Origin of the sequence: Pseudoalteromonas sp. MMG013 (assembly GCF_018100885.1) — a bacterium.
Lineage (GTDB): Bacteria > Pseudomonadota > Gammaproteobacteria > Enterobacterales > Alteromonadaceae > Pseudoalteromonas > Pseudoalteromonas aurantia.
Genome location: NZ_JAGJEE010000015.1, coordinates 89,745 through 106,665, shown reverse-complemented (window position 1 = coordinate 106,665; position 16,921 = coordinate 89,745). Strand labels below are relative to the sequence as shown.

At 39.8% G+C, this 16,921-nt stretch carries 13 protein-coding genes; 4 read left to right on the top strand and 9 right to left on the bottom strand.

Features of this window, described 5'->3' with window-relative positions; genetic code table 11:
- Positions 1–109 precede the first annotated feature (109 nt).
- The 5 genes from J8L98_RS14625 to J8L98_RS14605 all read right to left on the bottom strand — a co-directional run bounded on the left by J8L98_RS14625 (position 110) and on the right by J8L98_RS14605 (position 5,107).
- Complete coding sequence (locus J8L98_RS14625) at positions 110–1,048, bottom strand: LysR family transcriptional regulator (RefSeq protein WP_192507077.1); 939 nt, start codon at positions 1,046–1,048, stop codon at positions 110–112.
- Complete coding sequence (aceK, locus tag J8L98_RS14620; protein ID WP_210996994.1) at positions 1,035–2,783, bottom strand: bifunctional isocitrate dehydrogenase kinase/phosphatase; 1,749 nt, start codon at positions 2,781–2,783, stop codon at positions 1,035–1,037. The genes J8L98_RS14625 and aceK overlap by 14 nt, the downstream gene beginning before the upstream one ends.
- 77 nt (positions 2,784–2,860) lie before the next feature.
- On the bottom strand, positions 2,861–3,334 hold the full coding sequence (locus tag J8L98_RS14615; RefSeq protein ID WP_192507079.1) for a DUF4124 domain-containing protein: 474 nt from the start codon (positions 3,332–3,334) through the stop codon (positions 2,861–2,863).
- A gap of 62 nt (positions 3,335–3,396) precedes the next feature.
- Entirely contained in the window at positions 3,397–4,890 is a 1,494-nt protein-coding gene (locus J8L98_RS14610) for a DUF3413 domain-containing protein (protein WP_210996993.1), read from the bottom strand.
- A 4-nt stretch (positions 4,891–4,894) separates the two neighbouring features.
- On the bottom strand, positions 4,895–5,107 hold the full coding sequence (locus tag J8L98_RS14605) for a DUF1414 domain-containing protein (RefSeq protein ID WP_192507081.1): 213 nt from the start codon (positions 5,105–5,107) through the stop codon (positions 4,895–4,897).
- Positions 5,108–5,172: 65 nt separating this feature from the next.
- Here J8L98_RS14605 and yejK point away from each other — a divergent pair, with 65 nt between their 5' ends.
- Positions 5,173–6,186: a nucleoid-associated protein YejK gene (gene yejK, locus J8L98_RS14600; RefSeq protein ID WP_192507082.1), complete on the top strand. Its 1,014-nt coding sequence runs from the start codon at positions 5,173–5,175 to the stop codon at positions 6,184–6,186.
- A 56-nt stretch (positions 6,187–6,242) separates the two neighbouring features.
- On the opposite strand, the gene J8L98_RS14595 is transcribed toward yejK, so the two are convergent.
- The 3 genes from J8L98_RS14595 to J8L98_RS14585 are packed head-to-tail and all read right to left on the bottom strand — an operon-like array spanning position 6,243 to position 9,503.
- Positions 6,243–7,268, bottom strand: a complete 1,026-nt coding sequence (locus J8L98_RS14595; protein ID WP_247682565.1) for a hypothetical protein — start codon at positions 7,266–7,268, stop codon at positions 6,243–6,245.
- Positions 7,216–7,830 carry a penicillin-binding protein activator LpoB gene (locus J8L98_RS14590; RefSeq protein WP_247682564.1) on the bottom strand — a complete coding sequence of 205 codons (615 nt, stop codon included), beginning with the start codon at positions 7,828–7,830 and terminating at the stop codon, positions 7,216–7,218. Before J8L98_RS14590 ends, J8L98_RS14595 begins: the two co-directional genes overlap by 53 nt.
- 5 nt (positions 7,831–7,835) lie before the next feature.
- Positions 7,836–9,503, bottom strand: a complete 1,668-nt coding sequence (locus J8L98_RS14585) for a hypothetical protein (RefSeq protein ID WP_247682563.1) — start codon at positions 9,501–9,503, stop codon at positions 7,836–7,838.
- 225 nt (positions 9,504–9,728) lie between these two features.
- Between J8L98_RS14585 and J8L98_RS14580 the strand changes: the two genes are divergently transcribed.
- Together J8L98_RS14580 and J8L98_RS14575 are read left to right on the top strand one after the other, a co-directional pair.
- A complete protein-coding gene (locus tag J8L98_RS14580; protein ID WP_192507085.1) occupies positions 9,729–10,307 on the top strand; it encodes an LPP20 family lipoprotein in 579 nt (192 codons plus the stop codon).
- A gap of 74 nt (positions 10,308–10,381) precedes the next feature.
- A complete protein-coding gene (locus J8L98_RS14575; protein WP_210996991.1) occupies positions 10,382–11,743 on the top strand; it encodes a transglycosylase SLT domain-containing protein in 1,362 nt (453 codons plus the stop codon).
- Between the two features lie 462 nt (positions 11,744–12,205).
- On the opposite strand, the gene rne is transcribed toward J8L98_RS14575, so the two are convergent.
- Entirely contained in the window at positions 12,206–15,457 is a 3,252-nt protein-coding gene (gene rne / locus J8L98_RS14570) for a ribonuclease E (protein ID WP_210996990.1), read from the bottom strand.
- A gap of 510 nt (positions 15,458–15,967) precedes the next feature.
- Between rne and rluC the strand changes: the two genes are divergently transcribed.
- Positions 15,968–16,918 carry a 23S rRNA pseudouridine(955/2504/2580) synthase RluC gene (gene rluC / locus J8L98_RS14565; protein WP_210996989.1) on the top strand — a complete coding sequence of 317 codons (951 nt, stop codon included), beginning with the start codon at positions 15,968–15,970 and terminating at the stop codon, positions 16,916–16,918.
- Positions 16,919–16,921 lie beyond the last annotated feature (3 nt).

Below are 16,921 nucleotides of genomic sequence, written 5' to 3'. Positions count from 1 at the left end.
TCCTTTTTCGGATATTGTATCCAATAATGAGTGGTATTTATAGTCGATTTTTAATTTAGGTGTAGGGCTCATATGCGCAAATTATGAGCAACTTACAAGAGGTGATAGATTATTTAAGCGCGTTAGCCACTTCGGCAATTTTTTGTCTTAACCATACATGACTGGCATCTCGGTGCAGTAACGGGCTCCAGATCATATCTAGTTCAAATGGTGGAATTGGAAAGGGCGCTTCTAATATGGCTAACCCAGGATCATCTCTATAAATATTGGCTGCTTTAGATGGCAAAGTTGCTACTAGGTTTTGCTCTTTAGCCAAATGAATCGCGACATGGTAATTTCGTGTGAACGTAGCAATATTTCGATGCTTACCAAAATGGGCAAGGGCTTCATCTACCCAGCCAAGCTTTTGAACATCTTCTGGGTCCATCCCCACACCAACCCCAAATCCCGTTTTACTTACCCATATATGGCGTGCTTTTAAATAAGCATCGAGACTAAACTGTTCGATGATAGGGTTATCTGATTTAACTAAACAACAAAAGCTATCCTTCCAGATCCGTTTATGATGGAATGATTGAGGTAAGTTTTCAAAGCGATTGATTGCCATATCGACTTTACCGTTTTCAACATCGTGAAAAGTGACATCGCTAGGCGTTAAAATATCTAATGTGGTTTCTGGGGCTTCTTCATGGAGCTTATTCAGTAATTTTGGTGCCAAAGTACTTGCCGCATAATCACTGGCCATGATGCGAAAAACGCGTTTGCTTTGCCCAGCTTCAAACTCTCGGTTTGGCGCGAGTGTTTCTTCTAAAGTCATCAGGATTCCGCGTACCACGGGTTGTAACTCTAATGCTCTTTCAGTTGGCACCATACCTTCACTAGTACGAACTAAAATAGGGTCGTTAAACAATGTTCGAAGGCGCTTTAGCCCATTACTCATTGCAGGTTGCGTAATGCTGAGTTGGTTGGCAGCCCGTGTAACATTACACTCTCGTAGTAACGTGTCTAAATATACTAGTAAGTTAAGATCTATTTTACTTATGTTCACGACGTTCCTTTATTTTTGTTTGTTCTAAATGAGCGAATCGTTGTTGTTGAGGATATGGGTAGATTTGTTTATTTACTTTATTAATGACATCTCGCTGTGCTTGTAACCAGTAGGAAACGGTTAATAACTCGGGGTGAGCATCTTTAAAGATAGCTTTGAGTTTAGGGTTTGTTAGCACAAATGTATATAGTTGTTCTGGGAATACGTCTTGAGGGGCGATAGATTGCTCATCCATACCCGAATATAAATCATCTAGTGAAGTTTTTGGAATAGCTCGAAAATTCATATCGGTTAAATACTGAACCTCATCATAATCATAAAAAACAATTCGCATGTGTTTTGTTACCCCGAAATTTTTCAATAACATATCGCCAGGGAAAATGTTTGCGTGGAGCATTTCTTTAAGGGCTTGTCCATAATCAATCATTGCGTGATGAACTTGTTGCTCACTGGCGTTATTGAGGTACAAATTAAGAGGCGTCATACGTCGTTCAATATATAAGTGTTTTATCACGACATAGTCGTCTTCGACTTGCATACTGGTTGAGATGGTTGCCATAAGTTGCGTTAAAAGTGGTGCTGAAATGCGTTCCTTAGGGATCACCACATTGGAGTATTCATGGGTATCGGCCATACGGCCAACACGGTCGTGATTTTTAACTAATTGATAGCGCTTGAGTACGGTATCTCTGCCAAAAGGTTTACTCTCTGAGAAGGTATCTTTTATGACTTTAAATACATACGGGAAGTTCGGGAGCGTAAACACCATCATTACCATGCCCAAAGTACCGGGGGCGATGACGAACTTATCTTCACTTTGTGCTAAATAATGTAAAAATTCTCGGTAAAACTCCGTTTTTCCTTGCTTATGAAAGCCGATGGCATTGTACAGTTCGGCGGGGGTTTTGCTTGGCATGAGCTGATTTAGAAATCGCATTAGCGCCGATGGAGCATGTGTTTCAACGAGGAAATAAGCGCGAGCAAAGCCAAAAATAACGCGCATTTGTGATGAGCTGGTCAGTAGTGCGTCAATATATAAACCACCTTGGCTATGATGTAATACAGCGATTATAAAAGGTTGCACACCACTGGTAGACACAACACGGCCTACGATATAGGCTGCTTTGTTGCGGTAAAATGGCTTTGAAAGCATATCAAAACGCATCATGTGACCCTGATGGTGTGTGTCAGGTGCTTGTTTAATAAATGCTTTCATTAAGTTGCGAATATCTAGGTCTAAATCTCTGAAGCTACACTGAAAATCTATGTGATCGATGATACTTTTTATTGTGGGTCGTAATCCATCAACTACTGGAAAGTAACTTCGATATTCAGCCTCGATAGGAAGCGCAGGGGCATACTGTAGCGTGGTTTCAACAAAAATAAATGTGTTATTAAAATAACGACGATGAAACAGCCGACAAAAAACAGAGTTGTAAAAGGTTTCTGCTAATTCTGCTTGTGGGTGAAACGTTAACAAGCTTAGATACTGCTGTTTTATGTCATACCATAATGCTTCGTGTAAATTAGCACAGGGTAGAGCATTTTTTAGATGCTGTATTGTTTCGTCTACACGCTCATCATAATGACTGATCCGAGTGGTGCTTATTGATTGTATTTTATCCCAGTCTTGGCTTGCAAAAGCACTCGGGGCGTCAGAAGTAATTGACTGAAATAGCTGGTAGTGCTTTGTAAAGCCGGCTAATATCATCTGCGCTATTAAAAAGGGTTTCATACAGCTCATCAATTAAGTGGTCAGACCTGACGTTAGAGTAGCATGATTTATATGGACGGAGTCAAGTGCTTAGCATATTACTCATACCGTTTTAGTTTTTTCTCAAGTGTTGCTATTTGTTTCGAAACAACTTTTACTTCCTTTCGGTGTTTTTTATTGAGAGATTTTAATTTCTTTTTAATGTCTTTCACCGTTTCTTTGCGCTTTTTATCATCCATAATATGTCGCATACGCTCTTGCTGATCACGGGTAGCTCTATCAAGATCTCTATTTAATATGGCCACTTGGTAACGTTTAGCACGTAATGACTTTTTCAAATTACGTACAACTTGTTTTTTCTCAAGCTGATTTAGGGTTTTGAAATGCTGTTCAGACGGTGTCGACTTGTTGGGATTCGAATGGGTTAGGGTGTGTTGTGTGCCATTACTACCGCAAGGAAATTGGCTGTATGTAGTTCCTCTTTTTGTTACGCATTTATAATAGTTAACTACCGTCTTTGCCTGAATAGCGGTACTCAGAAAGAGTAATAATACAAAAATCATCCTAAACATAGTGCATCCTTCAGCTATCTTCATATTAAAAAGATAGCTGTTTACAGGTTAATGGCAAGTTATCAGGTTGGGGGAGGGTTAGAAAACTGTTTAAGCGTCTTTATACTTTGGATTAAAAATGGCACATTTAACTTTTGTTCAATGGCAAATCCATCAGTGCCGGAAATATGCTCGTAACTGCCATCATGCTTGATTAGCGTGATCCGATCCTTTTTAAACGCGACAAGTACACCTTGGGTAAAGTTAACGCCAACACTGGTACGACTATTAATTAAGTCCCTACCAATCATGGTGGCTTTGGCAAGCTCTGAGCATTCTAAATGAGAAGCGAGCAGAGTATACGTGATGTCTTGTAATTGTTTAAACCCGTCAATCTGTTGTAGTTTGGTTACGTTTGTAAAATAGGAACTTGTGCTGATAACATCACTGTTTTGTGCTGCTAATGCAAAAGCAAAGTAAAGGTGTTTGGGATCAAATTTTACGGCACTTTCAGAACCATTAATGATGATAAGTGAAGCATTTCCTCCCTCTTCAGCTGCTGTATCGTCTAGGTGCTTAGGAAAAATCAACCGTTTTGATGGATCCCAACTTGGATGAGCGTGTTGAGTTTGCGGGTTCCTATAATATGCAGGTAGCCCGAAAGTCAAATTAAACCGCGCATCATCGTGATTTGTCGGCTGAATTAATTGTGAAACGGCAACTAATTCATCGTGGTCATTCGTGAAACTAAGCAGTTCAGCGTGTGTTTGAAAATAAACAATGTTGACCGATGCTTTTCTAGGCTGGCAATTAGGCAGCGCACGGGGGAGTTGATATTGGCTGTCATTATGATCAAATTGTATATCAGTTGCTTGCTGATATTTTTCAATATCGAGTAAGTCATGCCTGGCAAGTAATTTTTTAGCTGTAGTTGGATAAGATAGTGGTAAAACATTGTCTTGCTTAGTAATGTCAAAATACGTATTTGCATCAGCCCATATATGAATTGTATGACTCATTGCAAAGCAAGATACTAGTGCACCAGTTGCATAACGAGGAAATCGATATTGCTTTAATTTTGCAAGATTGTGCCAAGCATGATTTCCCGCAACCAGTTCCAGAGCAAAAATAATCAGTATAAATCCGCCCGCAGCCACAGTTGCAATAATTGGATGACCAATGATTGTTTTCCATAGAACGCTGACAATATCAGACAATGATGAAAAATTGAGGTGATATCCGAGTTTATAATAAACAAACGCATCAAGGCTCAATAAAGCTATCCCCAGAGTCGCTAAAATTGCCGCCATACCTCTAATATGTCGAGGGTATGGAAAGACCATACTCAAAGGAAAAATCGTGAGCACAAATGCACTGAACGTTATAAAGCTGGTATGGCTAACCCAAGTGATCAACATGTAGAACCAACCAAGTAAAGTCGTTGGACTTTTATCAGCGAAAAGGTAACTACTGCTGATCAGCAGGACTAATCCAATATTAGCAAAAGTGAACCAATGCCCCCAACTGAGTAACTGGCTTGCTTTTGATGAAAAAGGATTTTGAGGGGATAAATTCATTCAGTTATTTTACCGATTGCTGTAATGCTTTTGCAAAGTTATTGGCAACAGCTTGTCTTTTTCCTTCAGGCACATGTTCTTTTAGAATATGCGTGATAGAATTTCCTAAACACATAAGGCTCAAGTCAACAGTAGAATGTTGCTGAGTAAGTACGTTTAGTAGCTGGTCAACAATTTCTTCAACTTGCTCGTTGGAGTATTTTGATTGGATAGGCATCAGTAAGTTCAATATTAAAGTGTTATAATTTATTTATTTTAACACTAGAGGCGTGAAAAACAAAGATGAGCATTGAGGTGAATAAACTTGTTGTACATTATGTAGACAAGAAAGATGAAGATACACAAATCCATTTGCGCAATGATGAAATGCAAGTTAATGACCGTGTAAATGTGTTTATCGAACAGTTACATCACGCTTACAACGGAAAGCCGGGTAAAGGGTATTGCGCGTTTAGTGGAGATAAAAACAGTCAGGTGTCGGCTGCTATGCAAAGTTATCGAAATGATGAACTTGGATTTTGGCACATGACGGAGCAGGCGACTGAGGTATTAAAAGAAGAGTTGAATAAATATGCTTTTAATGAGACAGGTTATTTAGTTTTTTGCCATTATCAATACGTTGCAACCGATTATATATTAATCGCCCTAATTAATATTAAGGACCATTATTCGATAACATCGGAACTCGATTTGTCATCATCTCGACATTTAGATATTTCCCGTATGCAACTGGCCGCAAAAATTGATTTATCAGCATGGGACACTCAACCAGATGACGCGCGATATATTTCGTTTATAAAAGGTCGAGCGGGTCGTAAAGTAGCGGACTTCTTTTTGGACTTTTTGGGCTGTGAAGAGGGAATAGATCCGAAGCAACAATCTCAAGTCATGCTAGAAGCGGTAGAAGACTATTTGAGTGAACAGCAGTTTGATAAGCAAGAAAAAGACACGTTGCGAAAAGAAGTATTTGATTATTGTAATGATTGTATCGCATCAGGAGAAGATGCCAATATTGAAACGTTATCAGATACATTGTCTAAATCAGGCGATACACAATTTGATGATTTTTATAAAGATCAAGATTATGCCTTAGAAGAGTCATTCCCTGTAGATAAGAAAACCGTAACAAGTATGGTTAAATTTTCTGGTCTTGGAGGTGGTGTAAGTATAGGGTTTGAACGCAAACATTTGGGCGAGCGAGTGACTTATAACGCTGCGACCGATACCTTAACAATAAAAGGGATCCCACCTAATTTGAAAGATCAGCTTGAACGCCATTACGATGAAAGTGAATGAATCAAGGGTTGTTTGAATAAAGGCCACTAGCGTGGCCTTTATACGTGTTATGCTGACTACGAATGACCTGAAATAATAAATTTAGCAAGCTGTGTTGATAATTTCTCGGCGAGTTTAGTCATTGCATTGCTCTTGGCTGTGTCTTTGAAAGAAGAGGCTGCTTTAACACGGCTATTAAAGTGTGCTTTTTCTTCCCCATTTTCTATAACGACCATATAACTTTCTGCAACAGAATAATAAGTACCTGATTGGTATTTCTCTTGCCACTCAACTCTAAAACTTAGATCGAAATCAGCATTAGATTGTGTAACTTTTATGCCATTACGAGTAAGGGCACTCGAGAGAAGGTCATCTACTTTTGCGTGCTGCATATTATCAGAGACAACATTGAAACTAAGGTTATTTAGTATGAACTCGCTTGTTTCTAATTGCTTATTTACTTTGGCCGGTATATTGACGAAAGGGCTTTGGAGCATATGTAAATATGCGTTCAGTTTACCACGCTTAGCCGCAAACGTTTTTATTTTAACCGCTTTTTTTAGCAGCTCTGATTTACTAGTGCCTTGTATATTAAATTCACTTATCTGAGTATCGAGCGCATTGATACTGAGTTCAGTTTGCATTATGGCTTCAGTGCGATTAAATGAAGCAAGTGCATAGTTAACATCATTTAACTGATATTCTTGTTCTATCTTCACTCCTTGCAGCTGAATCGTCGGGACGTTAGAGCTTATCAATTCATCAACATGAAATTGCATCGACTTTTCATTGGCAGTTTGTTGTACGGTGGTGGTTCCTGATATTGATACGTTTAACTGTTTTGCAAGCTCCAAACGAGCAGCTTCTTGCGCAGCAAGTTGGGCTTGGCGCGTGTCGCCTATGTTTTTGGCACTGCCAACACCATATACCAAATATGTTGATGTAGGTGTGGTCGTCAGCCAAGTGGGTTTGGCTATATTTTCAGAGCTGCTCTGAGTGGTTTTGCATCCGCTTAGTAATGCAACAGAGACACAAAATGCCACGCTGGTTTTAGAAACCAAAGCGTGAGCGCTCTTGAACTTTTTGAATTTTCTTCTGGCCATTCCATACCTCCCGGTTTGTTGTCATGTCAATTAAACGTAAATCTACTTGATAGAAAGTCACGCGGCTGCCTCCTTGTTCATCTAAAAATGAGTTAATAGTGCCTGATAGGGCATAGTCTGCGCCTTGCTCTTGGCCCATTTCATTTTGTGTTGCTAAGCTTGAATTAAGTTCCTGATCTTTTCGCTCATTTCTAATCTCACCGCGTAAATCTGCGCTGGCAACAAAATCCGCTTGTCCAGAGCGCAAAATTGCGCGTTTTAAATCGTTTAAAAAAGTATCAACAGCAATATGCTGATGAGATTTATTGCGAACTGATTGAATAATTACCGCAGGCCTTGTGCCTTCCTTAGCTAGATGATTGTTAACCCACGGAAAGCTCAGCATGTCGTTGACCATTGCTTCAGATACAAGTTGAGAGTCTTTGCCATTCCATTTATCAGATAGTGCAACTTCTTGACTCGAGTCTACGCGACGTACCTCTGTGCTTTTACACCCTACCAAAGCAAGAGATAGAGCAACAAAAAGAGGGGTCATTGTGATTAATTTAGGTGTTGTTTTCATACCATTTATTCCAAAGTAAAAATTGATTGTGCAGATGATGTCGGTTGCTTTTGCGAATTAATAAAAGTTCTGGTTTGCCACAGGGACATAGGTCCTTTTACATCAACATTGTCCGTTTGTTCTATTACACGTCCAGAATTCAGTACTGTTTTGATGGTGACTTGGTGTTGCCCCACTGGCAACGGTATTTGAGACACTCTTATTTCTGCGGGTAAAGACTGCCATTGCCGTGTATCCGCAGAAGCCGTGACAGCATTAACGGCTGACGTTGCTAACTTGGCAATACCACTGAGTACATTGTTTTCTTGTAAACCTGTTTTATTTAGTAATTGTTGTGCTGTTATTGCTTTTACAACTTCGCGAGTCAAAGCTAATTGGATTTCAGTATTAGCATTTTCTAGTGCATTCTGCAGCGTTAATAATTCAATTGAATAAAAAGTTTTTAGCTCTGATTGCTTTTTGCCATTAACCCAAACTTCTGAGCCTTGGACTCTCGTTTCTGAAGGGGATAAGTAGGTAACTGAAATTCTTCCTCCATATTCTAAAGCATCAATCAGACCTACTTTCTTAGCATCGTCCCATAACCCACCGAGAGGAATACGCTTTGTTAATAGTCCAAGTGCGACGTCAGAGATGTCACCCATTGCATAGTTTTGCATCATGTCGAATAAACTGGTGTCAGCGAAAAGCATTTGAAACCATTTCATCTGAATTTGTTGTTCTCGGTGTGAGCCCATCGGAATAGGTGTGATGACCAACGCTTTGGATTTGTGATCGGCCCTTAGAATGAGGTTAAATTGTTTACGCTTTGGCGCCACACCAAGGTTCTGTAAAATGGTCAATTGGCTGCCAGCATAAACGTTATCAGGTTGGACTTTCGATTGGATATGACGGAGCTCTTCTTCATAACCTCCAGCCTGTTTCATGACTCTTACTAAATTTTTATAAACCTGCTCGGTGGTTTGATTTGGCAATTGGTATTGTTTTGCAAACCCTTTTTCATACGCCAGTGCCGCACGTTGATATTGTAATCTAGCGCTATCCAACTCACCACTTTGTTCATTAAGTAGACCACTTAAATAATGTGCAAAGGCATCATCTTTATATTCAATATTAGTGAGTAAATCGCTCGGTGAAAAGAGAGGTTGAAAAATGGCATAAACTTGGTTGGTTAACTCATCACTACTTGGTGCATGATAACCACCTGTTTCTTCCGTTAACCCTTCTAAGTAAACGTTTAATTGTCGCATTTCAATCAGTGACGCGTCTAGCATCTCTTGCCTACGAGTAGGTTGAAGCGTGCCAAGTGCATTGTAGTTCATGGCTTTCATCATATGTAGCAATGGACGGTAATATTTTTGACCATGAAAAGTAGTATAAGTAGGACCACTAAATTGCGACAATGCTTGCTCAGAAATACTCTTCGTGTAAAAAGAGTCAAGTAGGTCTTTTGCTTCACTTAAGTGTTCATTACTTTGCGCATATTTTTTTTCTAATTGGAAATAAGTGGCAAGTTCAAGGTGATATAAAAGTCTATTCTTGCCTTGACTACTATAGTTACGTTTTATAGTTGTTCTTGCTGAGACAAGTTCACCTTTTTGAGCCAACGCAATCGCATTGTTTTTTTGAAAGTGCGTGACGTTGCAAGCACTTAAACATGTTAAAGTACTCATTAGTACTAATTTTTTTAGGGTGTTTATGACGTTTAAATTCAAAAATGCGTCCTTTGCACTCAATTATAATTGAGAATATATTACAGTAACTTCCCTAAGTTAGATAAAAAGAAATGATATTTAAAGCAATAAATTGTTAAAAATCGTTTTTACACTTTATTACTGTTAATGCGATGTATTTTTGCTAGATTAACTCTAAACCGCTCAATGCTAAAAGGAACCACTATGAAATTGAAACCAATGTTAACAACTTTGATTATTGCTGGGATGCTATCTGCGTGTAGTTCAACTAAAAATGACGCTGCATCAAGCTCGAGTGTAAATATACCAGAGTGGGTATTGAACCCTGTTGTAGAGAATGGGATCGCAGCGGCTGATTGCATTAAATATTCGGGTAATATTTCAATAGACCAAAAAATGGCTGTTGCGAATGCACGTCTCGCGCTTTCTCAGCAGATAGAAACGCGTATAGAAGGCTTAGACAAAACTTTTGCAAACAGGACTGATGCGAATGAAGAGACAACAGTCGGTACTACATTTAGTTCGGTTTCTAAGCAGTTAACTAAACAAACACTCAGTGGTTCTCGGATTGTTAAAGCTGATGTTGTGGAGATTGGTGGTAAAGATTATTTCTGTGCATTGACTACGTTATCTCCTGAGCTGACAAAAACGCTTTTTAAAGACCTCATAAAAGAAACTAAGCCAAAGATAAATGCCAAAGATGAGCAGTTTCTATATCAAGAGTTTAAAGCATTTAAAGCAGAGCAAGATTTAGAAAAGGAAATTGCTAAGCTGACAAACTAATCATGGCTCAGTATTCGCGTAATAACACGTTGTTACGCGAATACTGTATTTTATCTATTTTGGAGAACAGCATAATGAAAAAATTTATCGCATTTGTTGTTGCCACTCATCTTCTACCCACCCAACTTCAAGCAAGTCAAGCGCAATTATACGCCGAGTTAGATGAGGCTATGAATGGTTGGCAAACAAGTCAACATTCAGTGCAAGACAAGGATGAGTTTGAGCAATTTAAGACACAGCACCTTAATGAATACCACAAATATGTTGAAGAGCACTTTGCAGAGTTTGATGCTTTTAGAGATAAGTTGATTAAACAATGGGGTGATGCTCAGACTTCGACAACAAGTCGGTATGTACATTATTCTCAAGCTGAAAATACCAGATTAATTGTCGATTTCGAGCAAGATCAATTAGTGGTTGGTATTAAGCATCATGCTGATACTGATGTTTCTCAGGAAAATGCACAGGCTGTATTTAAACGATTTCTACAATCAAATAGTGCATTATTAACTGAATTCTTTAAAACACAATCAGTCAAAGAACAGCAAGCTACAATTGAAAAAAGTGAATCTTATATTATTGATAATAAAGTACGGGCAAAAGCACTGCTTGATGCAAAGAGGCAAATACAAAATCAAACACAACAACAACAGCAATTGCTTGAAAAGCAGTTTGACGCGCTATTAGCGGGGGAAAATGATGTATTATCTCCTAATGCGTTGACTAACCCCCAAAACTATAATGCACAACAAGTACTTGAGAAGAAAAAAGCTGACCTACAGACATTGCAAAACAATAGACTCAAAAACCTAAAAGAAAGTATCAAAGAGTTACCATCTGGGCGCAGTGACAGCTCTGTTACAGAGTTTGTGATAAAGTTGCCAAAAAATACACTCGCTAAGCAGCGAGCGAGCAGTTACCTCAATCAAATAACCGCTCACAGTAAGCGGTTTGATATTGACGGTAGTTTAGTACTCGCGGTGATGCATACCGAAAGTCACTTTAACCCACTGGCTAAGTCTCATATTCCAGCCTATGGATTGATGCAAGTTGTGCCAACCAGTGCAGGCGTTGACGTAAATCGGTTTTTGTATGATATAGATGAGCCTATGTCAGAACCTTACTTATATGTTACTAACAATAATATTGAAGCGGGTACTGCATATTTACATATATTAAATGATCGATATTTAAGACATATAGAAGACCCCATAAGTCGTAAGTACTGTACTATAGCAGCTTACAACACTGGAGCAGGCAATGTTGCTAGGGTATTTAATAGTGATGATTCACGAAATATAAAGAAGGCGAGTCGTGTAATTAACTCGATGTCTCCTGAGTTAGTTTTAGAAGCACTCCAAAGTCGCTTACCCTATGATGAAACAAAGCATTATCTAGAAAAAGTGTTATCAAGAGAGGCACTTTATATTCAATAGAATATGTATCACTTAGTAAATGATAAAAGAACAGAGTTTAAATCGGCCGCAGCGATATGTGGCTGATCACACACTAGGCAAATAAGTTATGTGACATCTACAAACCATGCTGAAATTAACGCTGCCTTTACTATGCTACCTTTACTAGACTTAAAGTATTACTGTCGCTTTTCATAGCGGTGCCGTCTTATCGCAATCAATCTTCTTGTCACAAGCTTTCTTTGCTGAGTTAAGCAATAAAACTGTATAGATTAATAAACTATTATTAGGGCGTGTTCGCGTATGCTCTTGAAGGGTTTGTATTGATGTTCCGTAAAAGTTATTGATAGCTTAATAGGTTTGAGGAGATCAGAACTATTGGTTTGATTAAGGCCTTTACCGTTATCAACATAGGTAGGAGTGTATTTGTATTAGGATAAAAAAGACCGCAAAAAAGCGGCCTTTTAATTGAGTTTTTATGTTTTAGCCAACTTGAGCAGGTGATGCCATAGCAGCACTAGCTCGTCCTGCTGGGGCTTTAGAGCCTGCAGAAAGGCCTGAGTTTTCTACTAACTCTCGGGCTTCATGTGGCATTGCAGAAGGGGTTATTACAACACTAGAGTCTTCTACACTACTGGCCTTTTTCATCGGTGCACTCGCATTTTGATTAAAGCGGATACGAGACGTAGCGTGAGAGTTATCAAGCACTGGCGTGTTCACAGCTGTCGCTTCAACTACAGGTGCTTCAACTACCGGAGTTGCAACAACTGGTGCTTCAACAACTTGTGTTTCAGTAACAGGTGCTTCAACAACTGGTGCTTCAGTAACAGGAGCTTCAACAACTGGTGCTTCAACAACTGGTGCTTCAGTAACAGGAGCTTCAGTAACAGGAGCTTCAACAACTGGTGTTTCAGTAACAGGAGCTTCAACAACTTGTGTTTCAGTAACAGGTGCTTCAACAACTTGTGTTTCAGTAACAGATGCTTCAACAACTTGTGTTTCAGTAACAGATGCTTCAACAACTTGTGTTTCAGTAACAGGTGCTTCAACAACTTGTGTTTCAGTAACAGGTGCTTCAACAACTTGTGTTTCAGTAACAGGTGCTTCAACAACTAGTGTTTCAGTGACTGGTGTTTCAACAACTTGTGTTTCAGTAACAGGTGCTTCAACAACTAGTGTTTCAGTGACTGGTGTTTCAACAACTTGTGTTTCAGTGACTGGTGTTTCAACAACTTGTGTTTCAGTGACTTTCGTTTCAACAACCGGCGTTGAAACAGTATCTGTGGGTTGTTCAATGTCGTCACTGGCTTTCAACTGTGCTTCATATTCAGCAGCAGCTTGATCTGCAACAGGAACAAACGCAGGTTCTTCGCTATTTTCCACTTCAGGTTTACGGCGGCGTTGACCAGCTGCACGTAAATGGCGAGGAGAGCGCCTAGAGCGGGTTCTTGGTGCATCTTTCTCATTGTCATCAACTGCAATCACTGCTTGGTCTTGAGGTAATGCTTTTTCAACAATATCTTGCTGCGGTGCATTGTCTTCATTAGAAGGAGACGTTGCTTCAGCATTGTCTTTTTTCTTCACTCGCTTAGTTGGTTTTTCGGTTACAGTTGGTTGCTCAGGTGCTTGCTGAATTGTGTCTAATTCAACACTTTCAACTTTTTCCTCGGTAACACGTACTTTCTTACGCAGGTTTCTTCGTTGGCGACGTGGCGGCTTAGCTTTAACCTCTTTAGCTTCTGTAGCGTCAGTTGTAGCAGTATCACCTTCGTTACTTGGTTTCTGGTGGTCAGTGCGTTTACGGTTATTTTGACGACGCCTTTTATTGCGGCCTTCGTTTTTGTCACCACTATCATTACTGACAGGTTGTGACTGAGTTTGTTCTGCTTCATTACTTTCAACGTGCTCATCACGTTTTTTACCTGAGTTACGTCTACGTTGATTACGACGACGATTGTCGTTATTTCGACGCGGCTTTCTTTCCGAAGGTTTTAGCTCTGGAGTAGGTTCAGGCTTAACTTCTTCAGTTTCAAACAAACCTTTTAACCAAGTACCAATACGAGAAAGTAAACTCGGTTCTGATGGTTCATTTGTGTTGGCAGGTGTTGTGACTGCTTCAGAGACAGGTTGAGGTGCAGGTGCTGAAGGCATAACCACACCTTTTAGAACCGGCTCTTCTTTAACCGTTGTTACGGTTCGTGCTACTTCAATAGTCTCAGGTTCAGGCACACTCATTTGTTCATAGCTAGCGGCTTCAGAAGTTTCATCTTTGCGTAACCGAACGACTTCGTAATGAGGAGTTTCTAGATGCTGGTTAGGTATAATCACCACGTCACAGTTATGGCGCTTTTCAATACGGTGAACTGATTTACGTTTTTCATTTAGTAAATAAGCCCCAACACGAACAGGAACTTGCGCATTAACTTGTGCCGTATTTTCTTTGATCGCCTCTTCTTCAATTAAACGAAGAATAGAAAGCGCGATTGATTCATTTGAACGAATTGTGCCTTGACCATTACAGCGTGGACATGAATGCTGACTCGCTTCACCTAAGCTTGGGCGTAAACGTTGCCGAGACATTTCAAGTAAACCGAAACGAGATATTTTGCCAATCTGTACTCGAGCACGATCAGGTCTAACGGCATCTTTTAGACGATTTTCCACTTCGCGCTGGTGACGAGGCGGTGTCATATCGATAAAGTCGATAACGATTAAACCGCCTAAATCGCGCAATCGTAATTGGCGAGCAATTTCATCAGCTGCTTCTAAATTAGTATTGAGTGCTGTCTCTTCAATATCGCCACCTTTAGTTGCTTTTGAAGAGTTAATATCAATAGAAGTTAGCGCTTCAGTTGGGTCAATTACAATTGAGCCACCTGATGGTAAGCGCACTTCGCGCTGAAAGGCTGATTCAATCTGACTTTCAATTTGATAATGAGTGAACAAAGGTACATCATTTTGATATAACTTCACACGACTCATAAAGTCAGGGCGAAAGCGTTCAATATGCGCCTTTGCTTCTTCAAATACTCGGGCTTTATCAATTAATATTTCACCGATGTCGCGGCGTAAATAATCTCGAATCGCACGGAAAATAACGTTACTTTCTTGGTGTATTAAAAAAGGGGCTTTATCACTATCCGCGGCTTCTTGAATTGCTTGCCAATGTACAAGTAGCGCTTTCAAGTCATATTCTAACTCTTCAAAAGATTTGCCAACACCAGCAGTACGAACGATTAATCCCATACCTTTAGGTAAATCAAGTCGGCTTAGTGCTTCTTTTAACTCAATACGCTCGTCACCTTCGATACGGCGAGAAATCCCACCTGCACGAGGATTATTCGGCATGAGTACCAAATAACTACCAGCAACACTGATAAATGTAGTAAGTGCAGCACCTTTTTGGCCTCGTTCTTCTTTATCAACTTGAACAATAACCTCTTGGCCTTCTTTAATCACATCTCTAATGTTCGGACGACCATTGAAAGTGTATCCAGAAGGGAAGTACGTTTTTGCTATTTCTTTTAAAGGAAGGAAACCGTGACGCTCGGCGCCATAATCTACAAAGGCTGCTTCAAGAGATGGTTCGATACGGGTAATTTTACCCTTGTATATATTGGCTTTTTTCTGTTCGTGACCAGGGCTTTCGATATCTAGATCGTAAAGGCGTTGGCCGTCAACCAGTGCGACGCGCATTTCTTCTTGCTGCGTAGCATTGATTAGCATACGTTTCATATTGTTACTCTACATTTCAATTTTTAGTTAAGCCTGATTGATATCACTCGCCGACATTTAGTGTTCCTAGGTATTTAATACAGTCTCCCGACTGGGGAAATGGGAACAATCAGTATCACCGGCTTCACAGTGCCTTATATTTGGCTAACTTCGCCATTGTTACTGGCACCTGTGAGCATCGCTATTTGCGTTTGGTGTTTGCACGGGCTAAAGGGCTCGGTGTTAAACAATCAGACATATATCTTCTATTTTTTGCTTTTTTAAGCTTAACCATGCTTAGCTTCACACTACATTCTATTACGCGCAACGCAGTGGGCTAAACGCACGTGTTTTAATTGGGGCTAAAAAGCGTTGGAGATCCAAGCTTCAATCTGTATGATCTGGCACCCAAGATGTGCATCACGGTTGATTTTTGCGATAAAAAGCGAATCCGCAAAAATTGCGGACCAATTATCCCACTAATATACTCGTGATAGCAACTAAATTATTACTCAAATCAGTGATTAGGCAATGTCAGAAAAACCGGCTCTAAAAGTTAGCTTCGTAACTATTACCGAAGATCAAGATGGTCAGCGGATAGATAACTTCTTGTTGACGCATTTAAAAGGGGTACCAAAAAGTGCTATCTATAAGATTTTGCGAAAAGGCGAGGTGCGTGTTAATAAGAAGCGTATTAAGCCCGTATATAGGTTACAACTAGATGATTTAGTGCGTATTCCTCCTATAAAAGTTGCAGAGAGGGAAGAGTTCGTTCCAAAAAATCTAGATAAAGTAGCGGGTCTTGAAGATGCAATTATTTATGAAGATAAATATTTGATTGTCATAAATAAACCATCAGGTATGGCAGTGCATGGAGGCAGTGGCTTGAGTTATGGCTTAATTGAGGCTTTACGTGCGCTTCGACCGGATGAAAAGAGCTTGGAGCTGGTACATCGTTTAGACCGAGATACGTCTGGCTGTTTGTTAATATCTAAACGACGCTCGGTACTAAAAAGTTTGCATGAGCAGCTGCGTGAAAAAACCATGGAAAAGAATTACTGGGCGTTAGTGACGGGTGAATGGGCATCAAAATTGAAAAATGTGACGGAGCCGCTAAGAAAGAACACCTTACAGTCAGGTGAGCGAGTTGTTCGAGTTGACCTTGAAGAAGGGAAAGCATCACACACTCGTTTTAAAGTGTTACAACGATTTGATGATTGCACGTTGGTACAGGCATCTCCTGTGACTGGTCGTACGCATCAAATACGTGTTCATACACAATGTAAAGGTCATCCTATTGCGTGTGATGACAAATATGGTGATCAGGTATTTGACGGTAAAATGCGTAAACTCGGTTTAAATCGTTTATTTTTGCATGCGCATGATATTCGCTTTTTCCATCCTAAAACTGAGACAACCTTACGAGTAGAAGCGCCACTAGATAAAACGTTAAAAAATTGCTTGAAGGTTCTACGGAGCTAAGTT